Here is a 19,090-nt window from a genome sequence, read left to right as displayed (position 1 = left end):
CACCTACCGCCCGCACGGGTAATGATTCAATGAATTCAACAACATTTCTATGTAGGGGCAGGCCCCTGTGCCTGCCCTTCTTTTCGGGCGACCACGGGGGGGGTCGCCCCTACAAATTTTATTCAAACTGAACCACTATCTGCGCCGGGCAAAAAAAAAGCCCCGAAAGGGGCTTTTTCATCTGATTACAGGAGGCCGGTTACGCCGGCTGCACGCTCACCCGCTTTCGTTCCTTGTCCATGCGCTCGTAGGACACCACCCCGTCGATCTTGGCGTAGATGGTGAAGTCCCGGCCCATGCCGACGTTTCTACCCGGGTGAATGCGGGTGCCGACCTGGCGGATTAAAATATTTCCCGCCCGCACCTTCTCTCCGCCGAACACTTTGACTCCGCGCCTCTGCCCCTGGCTGTCTCTGCCGTTGCGCGAGCTTCCTCCCGCTTTCTTATGTGCCATGGATGATTCCTTCCTAACCGATTTCGAGAATCTTGAGCGTCGTCTGCCGCTGGCGATGACCCCGCTGCCTGCTGTAGCTCTTGCGCCGCTTCTTTTTGAAGACCATGATTTTTTTCGCCAGGCCTTGATCGACGATCTCCGCGGTGACTTTGACGTCCGACACCGTCGGCGTGCCGATCTTAACCTCGCCGTTGCCGCCGACGAACAACACATCGCCGAGCGTAATTTTATCTCCCACCGCGCCGTCCAGCCGCTCCACCCGGACGGTATCTCCCGGCGCCACGCGGTACTGCTTGCCGCCGGTTCTGATGACTACATACGCCATAATTTTGAATTTCCTTGAACAAAGTTTTTAGACGAATTCCCCCGCAAAGTCAACGCGCGATGGGTCAGTGAGCAGCCTGAAGATGCTCCAGCCTGAGGATGCTCCTTGACCCACCTCTTCGTCCTGAAGTATAGGTTGCCAAAGTTTCTTATTACGCCACTAGGAAAGCGCCTATCGCTGGTTCCAAAATATTCAAAAGGTTAAGTGTGGCTGGGGGATTAGCAATTGATTCAGATTTGATCGGTGGAGTCGTCACAGGGATAACGGCGTTTGTCGTGGCCTAAAGCGGCTCATTATATAGATCGGAGGTACCGTGTCTGATTCACTTAATCGACCATCGCAGCGTCTGCTCCCGGCGATCATCAGCGCCGTTCAGGCCGATCATTTGACCTACTTGGAGGAGGACGCATTAAGGGATTTACACGACGGAGTGGAAGAGATCGAGCGACGCGGGCTCGATGGGGCCTTGGTCGAGGCGGGTTGTGCCCTCGGGGGCTCCGCGATCGTCATCGCAACCGCCAAGTCCCCCCGTCGGCCTTTCTATGTTTACGATGTCTTCGGCATGATTCCGCCGCCCTCGGATCAGGATGGACCCGAAGTTCACGAACGATACCAGGTAATTCGGACTGGGAAGTCCGAAGGGTTAGGTGGGCACAGATATTACGGGTACGAGAGCGACCTCCTGGAGCAAGTGATTGGCAATTTCCGCCGCCACGGGGTCCCCCCCGAATCGACGAGCACGTATTTTGTCAAAGGCTTGTTTCAAGAGGCCATGCAGATCGACTGGCCGGTGGCTTTTGCGCACATTGATGGAGACTGGTACGAATCGGTGATGACCTGCTTGACCCGGCTCGCACCCCGGCTTGTGCCTGGGGGGGTATTGGTCATTGATGATTACGACGCTTGGTCGGGCTGCCGCAGTGCGGTCGATGCGTACTTCACAGACAAGCGAGCCGAGTTCACTTTCATCCGAAAGACGCGCTTAACGATTGTCCGCGCAGAATGAGTGAAGGGCGTAATGCTCATATGCCTCCCTCGCAACCTCTCGCAACCTACCCGCCGCTGGAGCCGATAGAGAGATTTAGTGATGAACGATTCGATTTATGACGGCGCCTTAGCGGCAAACCGTTGAGGCCGAATAACGAACCTTGTCCATCCTCAGTTTCCCCGGGTCAGGACAATTGCCTGTCAGGTGTTGTAGGAAGCTCGGTCGCAGAAACTTGACAAGACTTCCTCCCTCTGTAATAGAGGGGGGCCAGGAGATTCATTCAACATGAAACATACCCTGTTCGCCGCGATGGGATTGGTCGCAATGCTCACTGTCTCAGGCTGCGGCTACAACAAGCTCCAAGGCTTGGATGAAGAAGTGAAAGGCGCGTGGGCCGAGGTGCAGAACCAGTACCAGCGGCGCGCCGATTTGATTCCCAATTTGGTCGAGACCGTCAAAGGCGCGGCGAAATTCGAACAGGATACCCTGACGCAAGTCATCCAAGCGCGGAGCCAGGCTACGAGCATCAAGCTCGATGCCAAGGATCTCAGCGATCCTCAAGCGCTGCAGCGCTTCGAGCAGGCCCAGCGAGGACTTTCGAGCGCGCTTTCCAGATTATTGGTGACGGTTGAACGATATCCCGAACTCAAAGCCAACCAAAACTACCGCGACCTGCAGGCGCAGCTCGAAGGCACCGAGAACCGCATCGCCGTCGCGCGCAAGCGGTACATCGAATCCGTCGCCGAATACAATAAGGCGGTCCGCTTCTTCCCCACGAACTTGACGGCGCGTTATCTCCTGGGCCTCGAACCGCGGGCGACATTCACCGCGGATGAAAAAGCCGCCACGCCACCCGCAGTAAAATTTTAGGCAATCCTTCTCGTGAATGTGATTCGTGCCGGTCTCCCTCACCCCTTCCCTCTCCCGCTGGGAGAGGGCGAAGGTGAGAGCCGCGCTGCGATTCTCAACCGTCGGTCGATATACTTCTGGTTCATCCTCTTTCTCGCGCTCGCGCAATCTTTTGTCTGTCACGCCCTCGATGTGCCGGCGCTGCGCGGCCGCGTTAACGACTACGCCGGTCTGCTGCCGGCCGCTCGCGCCCAGGCGCTGGAGCAGCGCTTGGCGCAGTTTGAGAATCAGACCGGCCATCAAATCGCAGTCCTCACGATTCCAAGCCTGCAAGGCGAAGACATCGAGGGCTTCGGCATCCGCGTCGCGGAAAATTGGAAGATCGGCAAGAAAGGTTTCGACAACGGCGCCATTCTCGTCATCGCGCACAAGGACAAGAGACTCCGAATCGAGATCGGCTACGGACTCGAAGGCGTGCTGCCCGACGCTGTCGCAAGCAGAATCATCAACGAGGTCATTGTGCCGCGCTTTCGCAACGGCGATTTTCCCGGCGGCATCGAGGCCGGCGTCGAGGCGATCATGAAAGTGACGCGCGGGGAGCCGCTCCCCGAAACGTCGCGAAAACCAAAAATCGGTTCGTCGCCTTTTGCCCATTTCGTCCCATTTTTACTTCTGCTCGCCTTGTTCATCTTTTCAATAGTCAGCCGGTGGGGATATGTTAACGGCTGGAGCCCACGCGGCCGGCGGCGCTATTATGGCTCAGGCGGATTTTTTCCCGGCGGCGGTTTCGGCGGCGGCGGGGGCTTTGGCGGCGGTGGAGGTTTTAGCGGCGGCGGAGGCGGCTTCGGCGGCGGTGGAGCTTCAGGGAGTTGGTGACGGCAATGCGCGCAGATAAATTTTTTACCGCGGAAGAACAGGAAAAAATCGAGCAGGCAGTCGCCGCTGCGGAACAGCGAACGTCGGGTGAAATCGTCCCGATGATCGTCGCCGCAAGCAGCCGCTATGCGGAGATCGATCTCACGTGTCTCTTGGCGGGCTTGCTCCTCGGCACCTTGGCGGCGTTGATGTGGGGCAACCCTTGGGGGCTCACGCACGCGGAGCTCGCCTGGCCGATCGGCGGCGCCGCGTTGGGCCTGCTTCTCTGTCAATTGACTCCCCTAAAGCGTCGTCTCATCCCAACCGCGCGAATCATGGAAGCCGTCCACCTGCGCAGCCTGGCCGCCTTCACCGCGCACGGACTCCACTACACCACGGCGCACACCGGCATCCTCATCTTTGCCTCGCTGTTCGAGCGCCGGGTGGAAGTGCTGGCCGATCGCGGCATCAACGAGAAAGTCAAACCCGGCACCTGGGACGGGATCGTCGGCATTCTCACGAGCGGCCTCAAGTCGAACGACGGCTGCGCGGCATTTTGCGCCGCAATCGACGAGTGCGGCAAGATTCTGGCCGAGCATTTCCCAAGATCGCCGGACGATCGGGACGAACTCAAGAACAAGCTCGTGACGGAAGAATAACCGGACGAATCAACGATGCGTTCTCTCGCTTATACGCTTGCCGTCTTGTTTTTGCTCTGCGTCGGTTCTCAATCGGCTCCGGCGCAGGAACGCCTTAACCTCGCGTATATTTCGCCCAACGCCACCTCTTCTTCCGTCCTTTGGGTCGCCAAGGAGGCGGGCATTTTCAAGAAACACGGTCTTGACGTCAACGTCATCTATATCGAAGGCACGCCCAAAGCGCTGATGTCTCTCTTCGCCGGCGAGCTTCACGTCGTCGCGGGAACGGGCCCGGCCGTGGTTAACGCCAAGCTCCGCGGCGCGGACGCGATCATGGTCATGGGCTTCGAAGTCTTCCTGCCTTACTATTTGGTCGCCGTGCCGGGAATTAAAAGCATCGAAGATCTCAAAGGGAAGACCGGCGCGAACCATTCGGCGGCCACGTCCGCCGACTTCGCCATGCGGCTGGGTTTACGCAGCGTCGGATTGGATCCCGACAAAGATGTCAACCTGCGGGTCGTAGGCGCGACCAATCTCCGCGTGCTCACTATGAAGCAGGGCCAGACGCAATTCACCGTCCTCAGCGCCACCGAGCGGGAAGAAGCGGAAAAACTCGGATTCAAGATCCTGGCGGACCTTGCCGGCAAACGAATTCCCTATCCCCACGCCGGCCTGATCAGCAGCGAAAAAATCCTCCGCGAAAAGCGCGATGCCATGCTGCGCTTCGGCCGTAGCACGGTCGAGGCGATCCATTACTTCAAAACGCAGAAGCCACAAACAATCGCGGTCTTGAAGAAATACGCGCGGACCGATCCCACGACGCTGGAAACGGCCTACGCTTATCTTAAAACCTCGATTCCCGATCTGCCCTATCCGACCCTGGAGGGGATGAAAACTTTCATCGCAGAAGCGGGCCGCACGCAGCCGGCGATCGCCAAGGCCGACCCGGCATCGTTCGTGGATCCGAGCATCGTGAAGGCGGTTGAGGATGAGGAATTCCTAAAACGTTTAAAGAACTAGAATCAAATAAAATTAATTTTTGACTACGCGCACGTCCACCGCGACGGCGCCCTCGCCTTCGCCCCCCACCATCAGCGGATTGATTTCAAAGTCGGATAGAAACAAACGGTGCGAAGCAAACAAATCGGACAGTCCGGTCATGGCGCGCGCCAGCGCTTTGATGTCGCGCGGCGGCTGGCCGCGCACGCCTTGGAGCACGCGGTAGCCGCGCAGCTCCCGCATCATTTCCAGCGCATCGGTCTCGCTCACGGGCAAGAGCCGGATCGCCACGTCTTTCAGCACCTCGACGAAAATGCCGCCGAGGCCGACCATGAGGAAGGGCCCGTACTGTGGATCGGTGCGGGCGCCGAGAAGAACTTCGGCTCCCTGAATCATCTGCTGGATCAATAACTTGCCGGGCGATTTAGCAAGCAATTGTTTTCCTTGAATCTCGACTTCGCCGGCGCTTTTGAGTCCGAGAACGACAGCGCCGGACTCGGTCTTGTGCACGATCTCGGGCGCGACCAACTTCAACGCAACCGGAAAACCGATCGCCTCGGCTTTTTGTGCCGCCTCGGCCGCAGTGACCGCGACCACCTGGCGCGGCAGCGCGATGTCGTGGCGTTGGAGCAAAGCGTTGAGCTTTTCTCCTTCCAGATCGTCCGCCCTTCCCGACGCAGCAGGCAAACTCGGAATCGCGGCTCGCTTCCGTTTGCCGTAAAATCCCAGCCCCTTGAGAGCGCGGAGGGTCGGCTTGATCCCCTGCAAAAACGGTATGGCCGCTTCGTCCTGAAACGTCCGGCTTTCCTCTGTCAGGCTATACGTCGAGCGGGCGAAGGCGACAATCGGCTTCGGCGTCGCCGCGTTGAGATTCTTAAACAGCGTCGCCTCTCTCTTCTCCGGAAAGCGCGGCAGCTCGCCGTGAATCCCGAGCAGATCGACGCCGTCGTCGTCGGCATGGAGCTTGACGATTTTGACGAAGCCTTCCTCGTCGCCGAAGCCGGCCACGCCGCATTCGAGCGGATTTTCCACCACGAGCTCCGCCGGGATCAGCGGCCGCACGGCCTGTCGCGTCGCCTCGCTCAACTGCGCGAGGTCCGTGCCAAGCTCTTCGATGTGATCGCAGAGGAGACCTTTCATCCCGCCCGAATTGACGACGATCGCGGCGCGGCTGCCGCGCGGCACCCTGCCGGGGAGAAACGCGAGCATCGTCTCGGTCAGATCTTCGAGCGTGGGACAGCGGATCAAACCGAGACGGTTGCACACGGCGTCGAACACCTCGTCCGATCCGGCCAGCGCGCCGGTGTGGGAGATCGCCTGGCGCTTGCCCATCTCCGAGCGGCCGAGCTTGATGACGAGGATCGGCTTGTTTTTCGCGAGCGCTTGGGATGCCACCGACATAAATTCTTGCGGCCGGCGGATTCCCTCGACCATGAGCGCGATCAGCTTCGTTTCGGGATCGTCGAGGAGAAAAGATAGGTAATCGACGAGATCCAAGCTCGTCTCATTGCCGCTGGAAACCGCGTAGCTGAAGCCGATACCACGCTCGGATGCCCCCTTGATCCAGTTGCCGAGCGAGCCGCCGCTCTGGAAGATGAGACCGACCGGTCCTTTCTTCAGCAGCGGCACCGCCGTCGGAAAACTCCACAGTCCTTCGGGCAAGGAGAAAGAGCCCATGCAGTTCGGTCCGCAGGCGACCAAGCCGGTCCGCTCGCAAAGCTCTTTCAGCGCCTGGCCGCGCTTTTTTCCCTCGGGATCGTCGCCTTCGCCAAAGCCCGCGCTGTAAATGGTCGCCGCCTTGGTTCCGAGCTTGGTCGCTTCTTCGAGCGTTGAAAGAACGGCCTTGGTCGGAATCAACATGAGCAGATGCTCCGGCACCTCCGGCAGCGCGGCGATGTTTGGATAACAGGGATCTTCCGCGATCTCTTTGTAGTTGGGATTGACGAGAAAAATTTTTCCGCTGTACTTGGCTTTCTTAAGATTCCGGTAAATCCCCATCGGCCAACGGCCCTTCGGCGACGCGCCGACGATCGCAACCGAGCGCGCGCTCAGCAGATTCTCCACCGGCCTACGTGGAAAACTTTCAGTCGTATTCATAATGGCTTCCTATGTCACAGCCGCATTTGTAGTTCAAGTTTGATGCCGTTCATCCTTCGACGGGGCTCAGGACGAACGGCTAATGATCGCTGCGATCCCGACCCGCTCCGTTCGTGGTGAGCTTAGTCGAACCATGAACGGAGTTTAAAAGCTATGTAAGTGACGGGAGGAGGCCTTATGGCCGGCCTGAGGTTATTCCGGAAACACACGCCAGCGCTCGGGCGGCAAAAGGACTCCGGCTTTCTGTCCCACGAAAAATTCCGTATCGCCGGCTAGCTTGACGAGGAGGTTGACGCCGTTGACGTCCACTTCGAGGAGAGCCGAGTCTCCCAGGTAGTTCTTGCTCGTGATGGTTCCCGTCAGGAAGCCGTCCGCCGGGCCGAGACTGATGTGTTCCGGTCGAATCGCCAACGTAACCGGGCTTGCCGACTGAAGGCCTTTTGGCACGCGGACAGCGAGAGTTCCCAGCGGGCATTCGACTTGTCCGGCGCCCGCCACCTTGCCCTTGACGAAATTCATCTCGCCGACGAATTGCGCGACAAACAGGCTGGACGGCCTGGCGTATATTTCGTTCGGCTGAGCCACCTGAAGAATTTCACCGCGATCCATCACGCAAACTTTATCTCCCAAACTCAAAGCTTCCGCCTGATCGTGCGTCACGTAAAGCGTCGTGACGCCGATGGCCTTGGTGATCTTTTTTAGTTCCACGCGCATCTGCTCGCGCAAGCGGGCGTCGAGGTTACTGAGCGGCTCGTCCATGAGCAATATCTTGGGCTCCGTCACCATGGCGCGAGCCATGGCCACGCGCTGCTGCTGGCCGCCGCTCAAGTCCGTCGCCGGCCGGTCTTCGAGCCCGTCGAGCTGGACGCGCCTGAGGGCGGCGCGAACTTTTTCTCCGACGGCCGAGCGCGCGCATCTCCTCTGTCCTTGAGTCAGAGGGAAAGCGACGTTTTGAAAAACGTTCATGTGCGGCCAAATCGCGTAAGACTGAAAAACCATGCCCAGGTCGCGCCGCTCGGTGGAAACATAAACTTTTCGGCGGGCAGAGTTGACGAGCTTGCCGGCGATTTCGATTTCCCCGTCGTCCGGCCGCTCCAGGCCCGCCACGCAGCGCAGCGTCGTCGTCTTGCCGCAGCCGCTCGGGCCCAGGAGGACACAGAACTCCCCCTCGCCGACCTCCAGGTCGATATTCTTCAACGCATCGACTCGGCCTTGATGAGCGATGAAGGATTTCTGTAGTCCTTTGATGCTGATCATCTTTCCTCGCTCACGCTCGGAATCTCAAATCTCATATCTCATATTTCAGATAAGCATCCGACTTTGAAATCTGAGATTTGTAATTTGCCATGCGCGAAGCGCTAAGACGCCGCGCCGATTTCGCCGATGCGAGAAAGCGCGAAACGCACCGTGCCGACGACGATCACCGCGAAAAGAATCAAGATGACTCCCAAGGCCGAGACCTGAGGCACCCAGCCACTGCCCCAAAATTGCCAGACCACGGTGGAGACGACGACATTGTTGCGGGTCAGCAGCGTTAAGGACATGGTAACTTCTCGGTACGAAAGCATGCCGATCCAAATCCAGCTATTCATGACGCCCGCAGCGATGAGCGGCAAAACGATTTTCCCCAAAACGCGCGGCGCGGAGGCCCCTGAAACCCGGCCCGCCTCTTCCAACTCGCGGTGCACCTGGATCATGACGCTGTTCGTGGTCCGCGTGCCGTAAGCGATCCAGTTGATCGTATGGGCGACGACGATGATGAAAATCGTGCCGTACAAGGGAAAGTAATTTCGATAGGCGAGCCCCAGATACGCCAGGCCCACGGCCATGAGAATTCCCGGAACCGCGTGCGGAATAAAAGCCAGCGTGTCGAGAAATCCGCGGAACGAGACCTGCGTTCGGATCACGATCCATGAAACCAGCACGCTCAAAACCATCGTCACCGTAGGCACGGTGAACATGAGAATCAAGGTGTTGACGAACGGCCGGGCGCCGACGTGAGACGGGATGTCGATGTAATGCTTGAGCGTGAGGGACGACAGCGCTTCGGCTGACGGAAGCTGCAAATACGGCAGGAGAGACGCCCACAACAAAACGACGAATGGAATGAAAACCTCGATCGAGAGATAAAAGAAAACGAAAGCCAGCGCCGCCCATTTCCACCGCCCCAGCGCGATCTCGCGCGGACGATAGCCCCGCCCCGTGATCACGGTGTACTTTTTTCCCTGCTTGACGAGCCGGACGTAAAGGAAAGCGAGCACGAGGCCGAGGACGAGCATGATAGCGCCGTACGCGCCGGCGACGCCGTAATCCGGCAACCCGGTCGAAGGCGTCGTAGCGGTATAGATGAGCGAGCTCAGAACGAGAATGCGCGCCGGCAATCCGATAATCGCCGGCACTTCGAACACCGCGATTCCTGTCATGAAGAGGTAAACCATGACGGCGGCAATGGCCGGAAGCGTGATCGGTATATTGATCTTCAAAAAAGTTCTGAGCTTGCCGACGCCCGAGGTATAGGCCGCCTCTTCCAGCGATGGGTCCATGGAGCGGTAAGCCGCCGCCAACATGAAAAAGGCGCCGGGCACGAAAGAAACTCCCTGCACGAAGGCCATCCCCGGCAGGCTATACAAATTGAGCGGCGGACCGGCCAGATCGAACCATTGCTGCAGCCACCTGTTCACCAATCCGATGCGCGGGCTGAGCAACAAAATCCATGCGATGGTCCTGAGGAACACCGGAATCAAGATGCCGACCGTGAGCAGAACGTAGATCGTTTTCTTGAACGGCACATCCGTGCGCATCAGAATCCACACCAGCGGGACCGCGATCAAAAGCGTCACGGCGACGCTGGATACGGTAAAAATCAAAGTGTTGAGCAGAATTTCATAGGTCCTCGGAGTCAAATAAACCTCGGCAAAATTCTGCAGGGTGAAAGGAACGCTTTCACCCGGGAAGCCGGTGCGCAGGCTCATGAGGATGACCATCGCCACCGGCAATCCGATCAACAGCAGCAGGAACAGCGAAAGTCCGGTCGCGAAAAGCGTGACTCCCTGGGGCTTCAAGCGGCCCAAAAAGTCCCAGCCGCCCAGGGTCGCTTCGTAGCCCGTTTCCGCTTTCATATCCGTTATCCTTCAGCGCCCGGCTCGCGCCATCAATCGAAGCCGAGGATCTTGCCGATTTGCCGCGATACCTTGTCGACCTTATCGGCCTGGTCTTGTTTCATGTAGACGACTTGCTTCCCTTGAGCGAATTTATATGCCGCGGTTCCGGGCACGTGCGCCGAAGTATGGCCGGTATATTTTTCCCAGATCGGCTGGACCTCCGCTGAAGTCATGAACGCCACGAAGAGATGCCCCACGTTCGGATGGGGCGCGTTTTTCAACACGCCGACGTGATACTCGGGCGAGATCACCGGCTGAACCTGTTCGGCGAAAACGAGCGGCGCGCCCGACTCCTTCGCCTCGTGGAGCTGGCTGTCTTGCAAAGTCGCCGAGACGAGCACTTCGCCCAAAATCAACCGTTGCGCCATTTCCCCCGCTCGGGTCAGAATGGGCTTCTGGGCGGAAAGTTTTTTTACGAAATCGATCGTTTTCTCTTCGCCCCATGGTCCGGCGGCCAAGCGCCCCCAGTGGTGCGTCGAATTGATGACGCCGAGCTTGCCTTTCCATTTCGGATCGAGCAGATCTTCCCATTTTTTCGGCGCGTCTTTGGCCGGCAGAATCTTGCTGTTGTAGGCCGGGAGCGCGAACTGATTGGCGACCGAAACCGTGCCGTTATCGTACTCGATGCGGCTTTTCGCGACGCCGAGGGTGGTGTAGTCAAAAGGTTTTTGCAACTTTCTCAGCCAGAGCGAGCCGTGATGAGCGTCCGTGACGACCATGATGTCCCACTCCGGCGGCTGTCCCGAGGCGGAAAGCCCGACGACTTTGGCGGTGTCGCGCGTCATGTTGCCGGAGGCGCTGTAGTTCAATTTGACCTTCAGATCATATTTTTTGTTGAAGGCCGCGGCTAAAGCCTGCGCGCCGTCCGGGCCCAACGTCGAAGGGCCGTAGAATTCGATGACGCCTTCCTTCTTGGCGCCGGCGATGAGATCGTCGACCGGCGCGGCGGCAACCGATCCGGACCAGCTTGAGACCATCAATACCGTCGCATAAAAAATCCGAATCCGCCTGACGCTCTTCATGCTTTTCCTCCTTGAACCCGATTTGATTGAGACATCATCCTAAATTTCCCGGTAATAGCTCGCGTCGTAGTAGCGCTCTATATCTTTTCCCATCGTCGGCGTGAGACCGACGCCGGCGCGGAGGTCGAGAACGATGCGCAGGCCTTCCATATTCAACTGCCCGTCCGGGTGCAACTGGGCGAGGCGCGCGCCGGCAAGCTTCTCGTCCACCGCCTGATCGGCGCCGACGACTCTGATCGCTTCCGCCCGGTTTCTCTGATCGTGAGTCCAGCGGAGAGCGTCGTTCCAGACGCGCAGAAATCTCACCAGCAGCTCACGGTTTTCACCGGCCCATTTCCGCGCGACCGCGAAGACGCCGCCGGGATAGTCGGGAAGGACTTCGCGATGGTCGGCCAGCCGCCGGTGGCCGGCCGCCGACGCCTTGCCCTCCCACGGCGCGTTCAAGATCGCGGCGAAAGTCTCGCCGCGGTCCATCGAATCGAGGCGATGGCCAGTGGCGCCGACGGCCACGAGCTCGTAATCTCCCCGCTCGAGATCGAGACCGTGCGCGAGGAGAATCCGGCGCAACACCAGAGCATAGGCCGTATCGACGGCGTCGACGGCGAGCCGTTTCCCTCGGAGATCTTTCCAGTCGTGAATTTCCGGGCGAACGAAAATCGGCAGGACGATTCCTTGCGCCACTTGCGCGACGGCGACGATCTCGGCGCCTTCCCGCCCCGACCAGCCGAGGACGTTGTCGAAAGCGGTGGAGACGATCTCCCACGAGCCGCGGCCGAGGCCGCGCATCTGGTCCGTCGAGTTCGGCGTGATCGTGATCTCGACGTCGAGACCGCCCGCGGCGAAGAGCCCGCCCCCGCGGCCGACGCTCAGCGCCGCGTCCACGTTGAAAACGTTGACGCGCAATTTAACCAAGCCGGCCAAATCTTTCTTCTCTCACTGGAAGCCCAGAATTTTTCCGTATTCGGTGGACAGCCGGTCGATCATCTCGGCCTGGTCGGGGCTCATGTAAAGCACCTTTTTCCCCTGCGCGTACTTGTACGCGGTCGTCCCGGGGATAAAGGCGGAGGTCTGCCCGCCGTATTCTTCCCAGAGCTTCTGCCCTTCGGCCGTCGTCAAGAAAATCGCGAACAGCGCGCCCGCGTTGGGATGCGCCGCGCCTTTCGGCACGCCGGCGTTGTACGCGGGCGATATCACCGGCTCGATCTTATCGGCGTGAACGATCGGCGCGCCGCTCTGCTTCGCCGTATTGATGTAGCTGTCCGTCAGCGTCGCGATGCCGAGGATTTCTCCGGTGAGGAGCCTCCCGTAGAGCGATCCCATCGTGCCTAGAATCAGCCCCTGCTTGGCCAGAGCCCTGACGTACTCGGTGGTTTGCTTTTCGCCCCAGGCGCCGGCCGCGAGCCGCGCCAGATGATGCGTGGTCGTGGACATGCCGAGCTTGCCTTTCCACTTGGGATCGAGGAGGTCTTCCCACTTGGCCGGCACGTCCTTCGCCGGCAGACTGGTTTTATTGTACGCGGGATAGACGAACTGGTTGGCGAGAATGATGGTCCCGTTGTCGTACTGCGTCCATTTGGGATTGATGCCGAGCTTCGCGTAGTCGAACGGCTGATGCAGTTTTCTGAGCCACAGCGTCGCGTGGTGCGCGTCGGTAACGACCATAAGGTCCCACTCCGGCGGCGCGCCGGCGGCGCCCTGCGTTACTATCTTGGCGACGTCGCCGACCATGTTGTTCGACGGGCTATAATTCACCTTGATGCCGGGACCGTATTTTTGATTGAAGCCCGCGCCGAGAGCCTGGGCGCCTTTCGGGCCGAGCGTCGAAGGGGCGAGCAGCTCCAACGTCCCCTCTTTTTTCGCCGCGGCGATCAACTGCTCCATGTTCGACACGGACGCGGCGGGGAGCTGCTTGGCGAAGAGCAGCGGAGCGGCGATGCTCATGAGCAGGAATGTGAAGCGTTTCATATCCCGTCTCCTAATTGCGGCGTTACTGAATCTTCGGTCCGGTGTATTCCAGGATGTACAGACCGCCCTTGATCCGGTCGGTGACATAGATCAGCCCGTCCGCATCGACGTAGAGGTCGTTGAACATCGGCGCCTTCTGCCCTTCGGGCGGCGGCGGAATAAAGAAACCTACTTCCTCCGGGCGGTACTGATTTCTGATGTCGAAGACGCGGAGGCCGGCGTTGTAGTAAGTGACGAAGATAATGTTCTCGCTCTGGAACGATCCGGGCCCGTTCTCGTGCACGTTGTGCGGCCCGAAGCGGAGCCCGCGCTTGCAGAAATCGCCTTCGGGCACCGGACACGTGCCGACGATCACCGGATTTCTTTCCTCGCGGACATCGATCAGCCAGACGCGCTTCTCCCCTTCCTGGCAATCGTACTTGACCGACTCGTCGACGGCGACGACGAGCTTTCTTCCTGGCAGCGGCAAGGTCGTGTGCGCGTAGCCGCCGAAGGGCGGGCTCCAGTCGATGCGGCTGATCGTCTTCGGCTTGCTCACATCGGAGATGTCGAGAATCGCCATGCCGGCGTCCACCATGGCGACGTAAGCCCGATGACCGTCGGGAATGATTCCGTGCACGTGGAAATGCTCGCCGGGAAACGGCGTCCATTCCGGCGGCGTCTCCTCGCCCTCTTTCGTTCCGGGAATCCACCACACGCCGGCCTGCCTGGGATTGGAAGGATTTGAAATATCCGCGATGAGATACGCGCGCTCTTTGATGCCAAGGATCATCGCGCCGACGTGCGCGTATTGGCCGTCGCTGAACCACATGCGGTGCACGCCCTTGCCGGGAATTTTCATGTAGCCGATCTCGCGCGGCTCGGCCGGCTTCTCGATGCTGTAGATGCGGATGCCGGCCTCATTGGGCACGCTGGCGCCGAGCGTTTTATCGAAGTAGGGGCGCTCTTGATTTTGGATCAGGATATCCCCGGCAATTTGCACCTTGTGCGCATGTGTATTGGACGGGTGCGGCATCTGGTTAACGACGCGCGGGTCCGCGGGGTCGGCGGCGTCCACGATCGTGAGCGCCATCGGCGAAGTTCCGAGGTGGGCGATGTAAACGTAACGGCCGTTCTTCAGCAACTGCATGCCGTCGCCGTGGCCGTTGAGATCGTGGTGGGCGACCAGCCGCACGTTCCAGCTTTCGCTTTTCGCCTGGATCTCTTCGACTTTCATCCGGCCTGCTCCCCTCGTTTTCGGAACAGCGAACAGTCGTCTCTTATGCCGCCGTAGCGGCGTTGTCAACACACTTTGAGACCGTCGGCCTGCCATTGGCGAATCCGGCTTTCTATGTTATGAGAAACGCACCTTCACTGTCGCAAAAAGAAAGGAGTCTGTCATGAAAAAATTGGCAACTCTTTCGGCGCTGTTGGTCCTCTCTTTCATTCAGCCGCTTTATGCGCAAACGAAGCGGATCGCCGTCGCTTACAGCGCCATCAGCGCGACGCAAACGGGCTTTTACCTCGCCAAGGATGCCGGGATTTTTGAAAAGCACGGCCTTTACGTCGATCCGGTTTATGTGGCCGGCGGCAGCAGAGTGGCCCAAGCGATTATTGCGGGCGAGTTCACGTTAGCTCTGGCCGGCGGCAATATCGTTAACGTGAATCTTGCGGGCGGCGACATTGTGATCATTGGAGGCGTGGTCAACGTTCCGTCCTTCTACCTTTTCGTCCAGCCGGCAATCAAAAGGCAAGAAGACCTGAAAGGCAAAGCCTTGGGAATTACCCGCTACGGCGCATCGACGGACGGCTCTTTGCGCTTATTGCTAAAGAAGTGGGGCATGGAACCCGATCGCGATGTAAAAATTCTCCAAATGGGAGGGCAGCCGGAGATTCTTGCCGGGATGCAGGCCGGGATCGTCCAGGGAGGAATACTGTCTTCGCCCGGCGATTATAAGGCCAAGAAAGCCGGTTACGCCATGCTCGCCAACTTCGCCAAAGAAGGGATCGCTTACCCGACCACGAGTCTCGTTTCGACCCGTTCGACCGTCAAGAAAGATCGCGAGACCGTGAAGCGGTATCTGATGGCCTATAGCGAGGCCGTAGATCGCCTGTTTCGCGACAAAGAACTGGGTATCAAAGCGATCGGGAAGTGGACGCGCACTCAAGACCGCGAAACGTTGGAATCGTCCTACGAATACGCCACGAACTTTATCGAAAGACCGCCGAGGCTACCCTACAAGGCGATCGAAACCATTATCGCACAAACCGCGGAGACGGATCCCAGGGCGAAGGGGCGCAAGGCCGAGGAATTTATCGACGCCACTTTCTATAACGAGCTTGAAAAGAGCGGCTTCTTCAAAAATTTGTCGCGCTGAACCGTTGAAAACAGATTTTAACTGTGCTTCGACAAGCTCAGCACGAACGGTGACAGGTCGGTAAGTTTTTCGTTCACCCTGAGCCTGTCGAAGGGTGCCAAACGTCTTTTTCAACGGTCCCACATGGAACTTCATCTTCATGGCTCGGCGAGAACGATAACGCAGGCGCTGGAGCGCGCGCGTGCGTCCGAAGCCGCAGGCTTCGACGGCATCTTCTTCGCGGACAGCCAGCTCAACTCTCTCGATCCCTTTCAAGTCCTGGCGCTCTGCGCCGTTGAGACCAAGCGCCTTCGCCTCGGCACCGCCGTCAGCAACATGGTCTACCGCGACCCGAGCGTCCTCGCGAACTCCGCCGCCACGGTGAATGAAATATCTCAGGGGCGCGCGGTCTTGGGACTCGGCACGGGAGACGGGCCGGTCTATAGCCTCGGGCGCAGCGCGACTAAGCTGGCGGAGTTCGAGCGCGGCTTGCAGACGATTCGCGATCTCGTGCGCGGCCAATCCATTGCCGTCGCGGGAGGCAAAGAACGCGCGAGAGGAAAAGTGAATCTCCGCGTCGGCAAGCTGCCGGTGCCGGTCTACATCTCCGCCGAAGGGCCGCGGAGTCTTAAAGTCGCGGGAAGAGTCGCCGACGGCGTGATCCTCGGCACCGGCTTCGATCTCAAAGTTCTCGACTGGGCGCGCGAGCGGATCGCCGAAGGCGCGCGCGAGGTTGGACGCGACCCGAAGGAGATCGACGTCATGCCGGCGGGGATGATCTCGGTGGACGACGACGGCGCCAAGGCAAGAAACCTCGTGCGCTCCCGTCTCGCCAATCGCGCGCACCACAATTTCCGCTTCACGCTGGAGACCGTTCCTCCGGAAGAGCTCGGCGGCGTGAAGCGCTTCATGGCCGGCTTCGACATCTCGAAGCCGCTGGAAGAAAGAATCGATCCGAATCTCGTCACGGAATATTTGGTCCGGCGCTTCACGATCGCCGGGACGCCGGAGGAATGTGTAGTGCGCGTCCGCGAACTGGCTGCGGCAGGAGTCAAGCGTCTGCTGCTGACGCCGCCCGAAGCGATCTATAATCAAGTCCTGCAAGAGTGGGGTCGGGGCGTGATCCCTGGCATCAAAGATCGTTAAGAGAGGTAAGTTGATGACTCGAGTCGTAGGCAGGCCGACGCCTAGAGTTGAAGGCGAAGAAAAAGTTACCGGCGCGGCGGTGTATACCGTGGACGTGAGCCTTCCCGGAATGCTTTGGGGCAAGGTTCTGAGAAGTCCGATCGCCCACGGGCACATCAAGCGGATCGACATCGGCAAGGCGCTCCAGGTTCCCGGCGTCAAGACCGTGATCACCGGACCGGACGTAACGGGATTGAGAATCGGCCGGAAGATTTATGACATGCCGATCCTTGCCGATGGCTTGGTCAGATTTATCGGCGAAAAAGTGGCGGCGGTCGCTGCGGAAAGCGAAGAGGCCGCCGAGCGAGCCGTCGATCTTATCGAGGTCGAGTACGAGGAGCTGGACCCACTGCTCGACCCCCTGGCCGCCATGCAATCCAACGCGCCTCTGCTTCATCCTCAGGTTCTGTCCTATAAAGGACTGCCCGTCGAACTGAAGGCGCCGAGCAATGTCTTTGTCTACCTCTCCTGGGGCAAAGGAGATCCCGCGGAGGGCTTTCGACAGTCCGATATCATCGTCGAGAATACTTTCGAAACTCAGGTCGTCCACCAATCCTATCTGGAGCCTCACGCCTGCGTCGCCAAGGCGGACCCATCCGGCGGGGCGGAGATCTGGGCTTGCAGCAAGACGCCGTTCGCCGTGCGCGAGCAGCTTTCCAGCGCCATCAACGTCCCGAAGGAAAAACTGATCTTCCACCCGATTCATATCGGCGGCGATTTCGGCGGCAAGGGCGGGCCCATGGACGTCCCGGTCTGTTACTTCCTTTCGCTGAAGAGCGGCCGACCGGTGAAGATCATCATGGATTACGGTGAAGAGCTGGTCGCGGGAAACCCCAGGCACCCCTCGATGATCAGAGTCAAAACGGGCGTCAAGAAAAACGGGGCCATTCTCGCGCACCACATGGAATTTATCTTCGACAGCGGCGCTTATGGGGCGATGAAACCCGTCGGATATCTCATGGGCGCGCAGGGTTGCGCCGGCCCCTACAGAATTGCCAACTGCCTGATCGAAGAAAAAGTGGTTTACACCAACAAGGTGCCGTGCGGTCACATGCGCGCGCCCGGCGATCCGCAGGGATTTTTTGCCACGGAAAGCCAGTTGGACATCGTGGCGAGAAAGCTCGGGATGGACCCCGCGGAGTTCAAGAGGAAGAATTTGCTGCGCGACGGCGACGTGGCGCCGGTTGGTCACACGGTTGAGCACATCAAGGCCGTAGAGGCGCTGGACAAGGCGATCGCCTTGTCCGGATTTCGAAAGTCAAAGCCAAAGAACGTCGGCCGCGGCCTGGCTTTTTCCGAGTGGAGCCCGAGCGGCGGCGAGGGAACCGTTTTCGTGAAGATCGATGAGAAAGGAAAGGTGACGGTTTCTTCGCCCGTCGTCGATCAAGGGGCGGGCGTGCTTACCGTGATATGTGAAGTGGTGGGAGAGGAGCTCAAACTACCGGCGAAGTCGCTGCAACTGAAGCAGCTCGATAGCAGTGCCGTGCCGAGCGACGGAGGCGTCGGCGGGAGCCGGGCCACGCGAGTGTACGGCAATGCCGCTTACGAGGCGGGCGCAAAAGCCCGGGAAGAGATCGTTAGGGTCGCCGCGGAGCGCATGGGAGTCGCTGCCGAGGAGCTTGCCTTGGCAAACGGTTTTGTCACTCAGCGGCGCGCCAAACGACGCCTGAGCTTTGCGGAGATCGTGAAAGCTAAAGGATCACCGATCCACGCCAAGGGCCATTACAAGCAGGCGGGAAAGTCGCATGAAGCCTCCGTCGCCGCCCAGATCGCCGAGGTTCACGTGGACCCGGAGACGGGTCAGGTCGAGCTCAGGCAGTTCGTTTCCGCGCACACGACGGGAAAAGTCATCAACCCTCTCATGCATCAGGGGCAGATCGACGGCGGAATCGTTTTCGGATTGGGCTATGCCTTGACCGAGCATCTGATGATCGACGACGGCAAAGTCACCACGGCGAATTTCGGCGAGTACAAGATCCCGACGATTCAGGATATCCCGCCGCTGAAGACCGCCGTGCTCGAGACGGTCCCGAACGGTCCCGGTCCTTATAACAGCTTGAGCATCGGCGAAGTGGCCAACGTGCCCGTCGCCGCGGCGGTCGCGAACGCGGTCGCGGACGCCGTCGGCGCGAGAATCACGTCACTGCCCATAACGGCCGAGAAGATCTTCGCCGCTCTGAGCGCAAGAAAGTGATTCATAAAAACTGAAGCGAGGG

General features: G+C 59.3%; 17 protein-coding genes. 8 read left to right on the top strand and 9 right to left on the bottom strand.

The annotated features are described in order from the left end of the window. Nucleotides 1-199: 199 nt before the first annotated feature. A complete protein-coding gene (rpmA, locus tag VGL70_10685; GenBank protein ID HEY3303986.1) occupies nucleotides 200-454 on the bottom strand; it encodes a 50S ribosomal protein L27 in 255 nt (84 codons plus the stop codon). Between the two features lie 13 nt (nucleotides 455-467). Next, the gene (gene rplU / locus VGL70_10680) at nucleotides 468-779 is read right to left on the bottom strand and encodes a 50S ribosomal protein L21 (GenBank protein HEY3303985.1); all 312 of its coding nucleotides are present in this window, start codon (nucleotides 777-779) and stop codon (nucleotides 468-470) included. 313 nt (nucleotides 780-1,092) lie between these two features. On the opposite strand from rplU, the gene VGL70_10675 reads away from it, so the two are divergent. The 5 genes from VGL70_10675 to VGL70_10655 all read left to right on the top strand — a co-directional run bounded on the left by VGL70_10675 (nucleotide 1,093) and on the right by VGL70_10655 (nucleotide 5,129). Then, nucleotides 1,093-1,785, top strand: coding sequence for a TylF/MycF/NovP-related O-methyltransferase (locus VGL70_10675; protein ID HEY3303984.1), 693 nt, complete (start codon nucleotides 1,093-1,095; stop codon nucleotides 1,783-1,785). A 267-nt stretch (nucleotides 1,786-2,052) separates the two neighbouring features. Continuing rightward, nucleotides 2,053-2,637 (top strand): LemA family protein, encoded by a 585-nt coding sequence (locus tag VGL70_10670; GenBank protein HEY3303983.1) that lies wholly within the window; start codon nucleotides 2,053-2,055, stop codon nucleotides 2,635-2,637. 12 nt (nucleotides 2,638-2,649) lie between these two features. Next, nucleotides 2,650-3,492 carry a TPM domain-containing protein gene (locus VGL70_10665; protein HEY3303982.1) on the top strand — a complete coding sequence of 281 codons (843 nt, stop codon included), beginning with the start codon at nucleotides 2,650-2,652 and terminating at the stop codon, nucleotides 3,490-3,492. Between the two features lie 5 nt (nucleotides 3,493-3,497). After that, nucleotides 3,498-4,130: a hypothetical protein gene (locus VGL70_10660; protein HEY3303981.1), complete on the top strand. Its 633-nt coding sequence runs from the start codon at nucleotides 3,498-3,500 to the stop codon at nucleotides 4,128-4,130. A 15-nt stretch (nucleotides 4,131-4,145) separates the two neighbouring features. Then, nucleotides 4,146-5,129, top strand: coding sequence for an ABC transporter substrate-binding protein (locus VGL70_10655; protein HEY3303980.1), 984 nt, complete (start codon nucleotides 4,146-4,148; stop codon nucleotides 5,127-5,129). 12 nt (nucleotides 5,130-5,141) lie between these two features. Here the strand turns inward: VGL70_10655 and VGL70_10650 are convergent, their stop codons facing one another. From VGL70_10650 to VGL70_10620, 7 genes are all read right to left on the bottom strand, one after another. Continuing rightward, the gene (locus VGL70_10650; protein ID HEY3303979.1) at nucleotides 5,142-7,205 is read right to left on the bottom strand and encodes an acetate--CoA ligase family protein; all 2,064 of its coding nucleotides are present in this window, start codon (nucleotides 7,203-7,205) and stop codon (nucleotides 5,142-5,144) included. A gap of 192 nt (nucleotides 7,206-7,397) precedes the next feature. After that, entirely contained in the window at nucleotides 7,398-8,462 is a 1,065-nt protein-coding gene (locus VGL70_10645; protein ID HEY3303978.1) for an ABC transporter ATP-binding protein, read from the bottom strand. 101 nt (nucleotides 8,463-8,563) lie between these two features. Further along, the gene (locus VGL70_10640; GenBank protein HEY3303977.1) at nucleotides 8,564-10,324 is read right to left on the bottom strand and encodes an iron ABC transporter permease; all 1,761 of its coding nucleotides are present in this window, start codon (nucleotides 10,322-10,324) and stop codon (nucleotides 8,564-8,566) included. 32 nt (nucleotides 10,325-10,356) lie between these two features. Continuing rightward, nucleotides 10,357-11,388 carry an extracellular solute-binding protein gene (locus VGL70_10635; GenBank protein HEY3303976.1) on the bottom strand — a complete coding sequence of 344 codons (1,032 nt, stop codon included), beginning with the start codon at nucleotides 11,386-11,388 and terminating at the stop codon, nucleotides 10,357-10,359. Between the two features lie 39 nt (nucleotides 11,389-11,427). Beyond that, nucleotides 11,428-12,309, bottom strand: a complete 882-nt coding sequence (locus VGL70_10630) for an ABC transporter substrate-binding protein (protein ID HEY3303975.1) — start codon at nucleotides 12,307-12,309, stop codon at nucleotides 11,428-11,430. A 12-nt stretch (nucleotides 12,310-12,321) separates the two neighbouring features. After that, entirely contained in the window at nucleotides 12,322-13,353 is a 1,032-nt protein-coding gene (locus VGL70_10625) for an extracellular solute-binding protein (GenBank protein HEY3303974.1), read from the bottom strand. A gap of 22 nt (nucleotides 13,354-13,375) precedes the next feature. Next, a complete protein-coding gene (locus tag VGL70_10620; protein ID HEY3303973.1) occupies nucleotides 13,376-14,569 on the bottom strand; it encodes a hypothetical protein in 1,194 nt (397 codons plus the stop codon). A 163-nt stretch (nucleotides 14,570-14,732) separates the two neighbouring features. Here VGL70_10620 and VGL70_10615 point away from each other — a divergent pair, with 163 nt between their 5' ends. From VGL70_10615 to VGL70_10605, 3 genes are all read left to right on the top strand, one after another. Next, nucleotides 14,733-15,710 (top strand): ABC transporter substrate-binding protein, encoded by a 978-nt coding sequence (locus VGL70_10615; protein ID HEY3303972.1) that lies wholly within the window; start codon nucleotides 14,733-14,735, stop codon nucleotides 15,708-15,710. Between the two features lie 123 nt (nucleotides 15,711-15,833). Beyond that, entirely contained in the window at nucleotides 15,834-16,835 is a 1,002-nt protein-coding gene (locus VGL70_10610) for an LLM class flavin-dependent oxidoreductase (GenBank protein ID HEY3303971.1), read from the top strand. A 13-nt stretch (nucleotides 16,836-16,848) separates the two neighbouring features. Next, entirely contained in the window at nucleotides 16,849-19,068 is a 2,220-nt protein-coding gene (locus VGL70_10605) for a xanthine dehydrogenase family protein molybdopterin-binding subunit (protein HEY3303970.1), read from the top strand. Nucleotides 19,069-19,090 lie beyond the last annotated feature (22 nt).

The sequence above is a fragment of the Candidatus Binatia bacterium genome, assembly GCA_036504975.1.
Classification (GTDB): domain Bacteria; phylum Desulfobacterota; class Binatia; order UBA9968; family UBA9968; genus JAJPJQ01.
The sequence above is the reverse complement of the archived record's forward strand: the minus strand, read 5'-3'. Positions and strand labels throughout refer to the sequence as shown.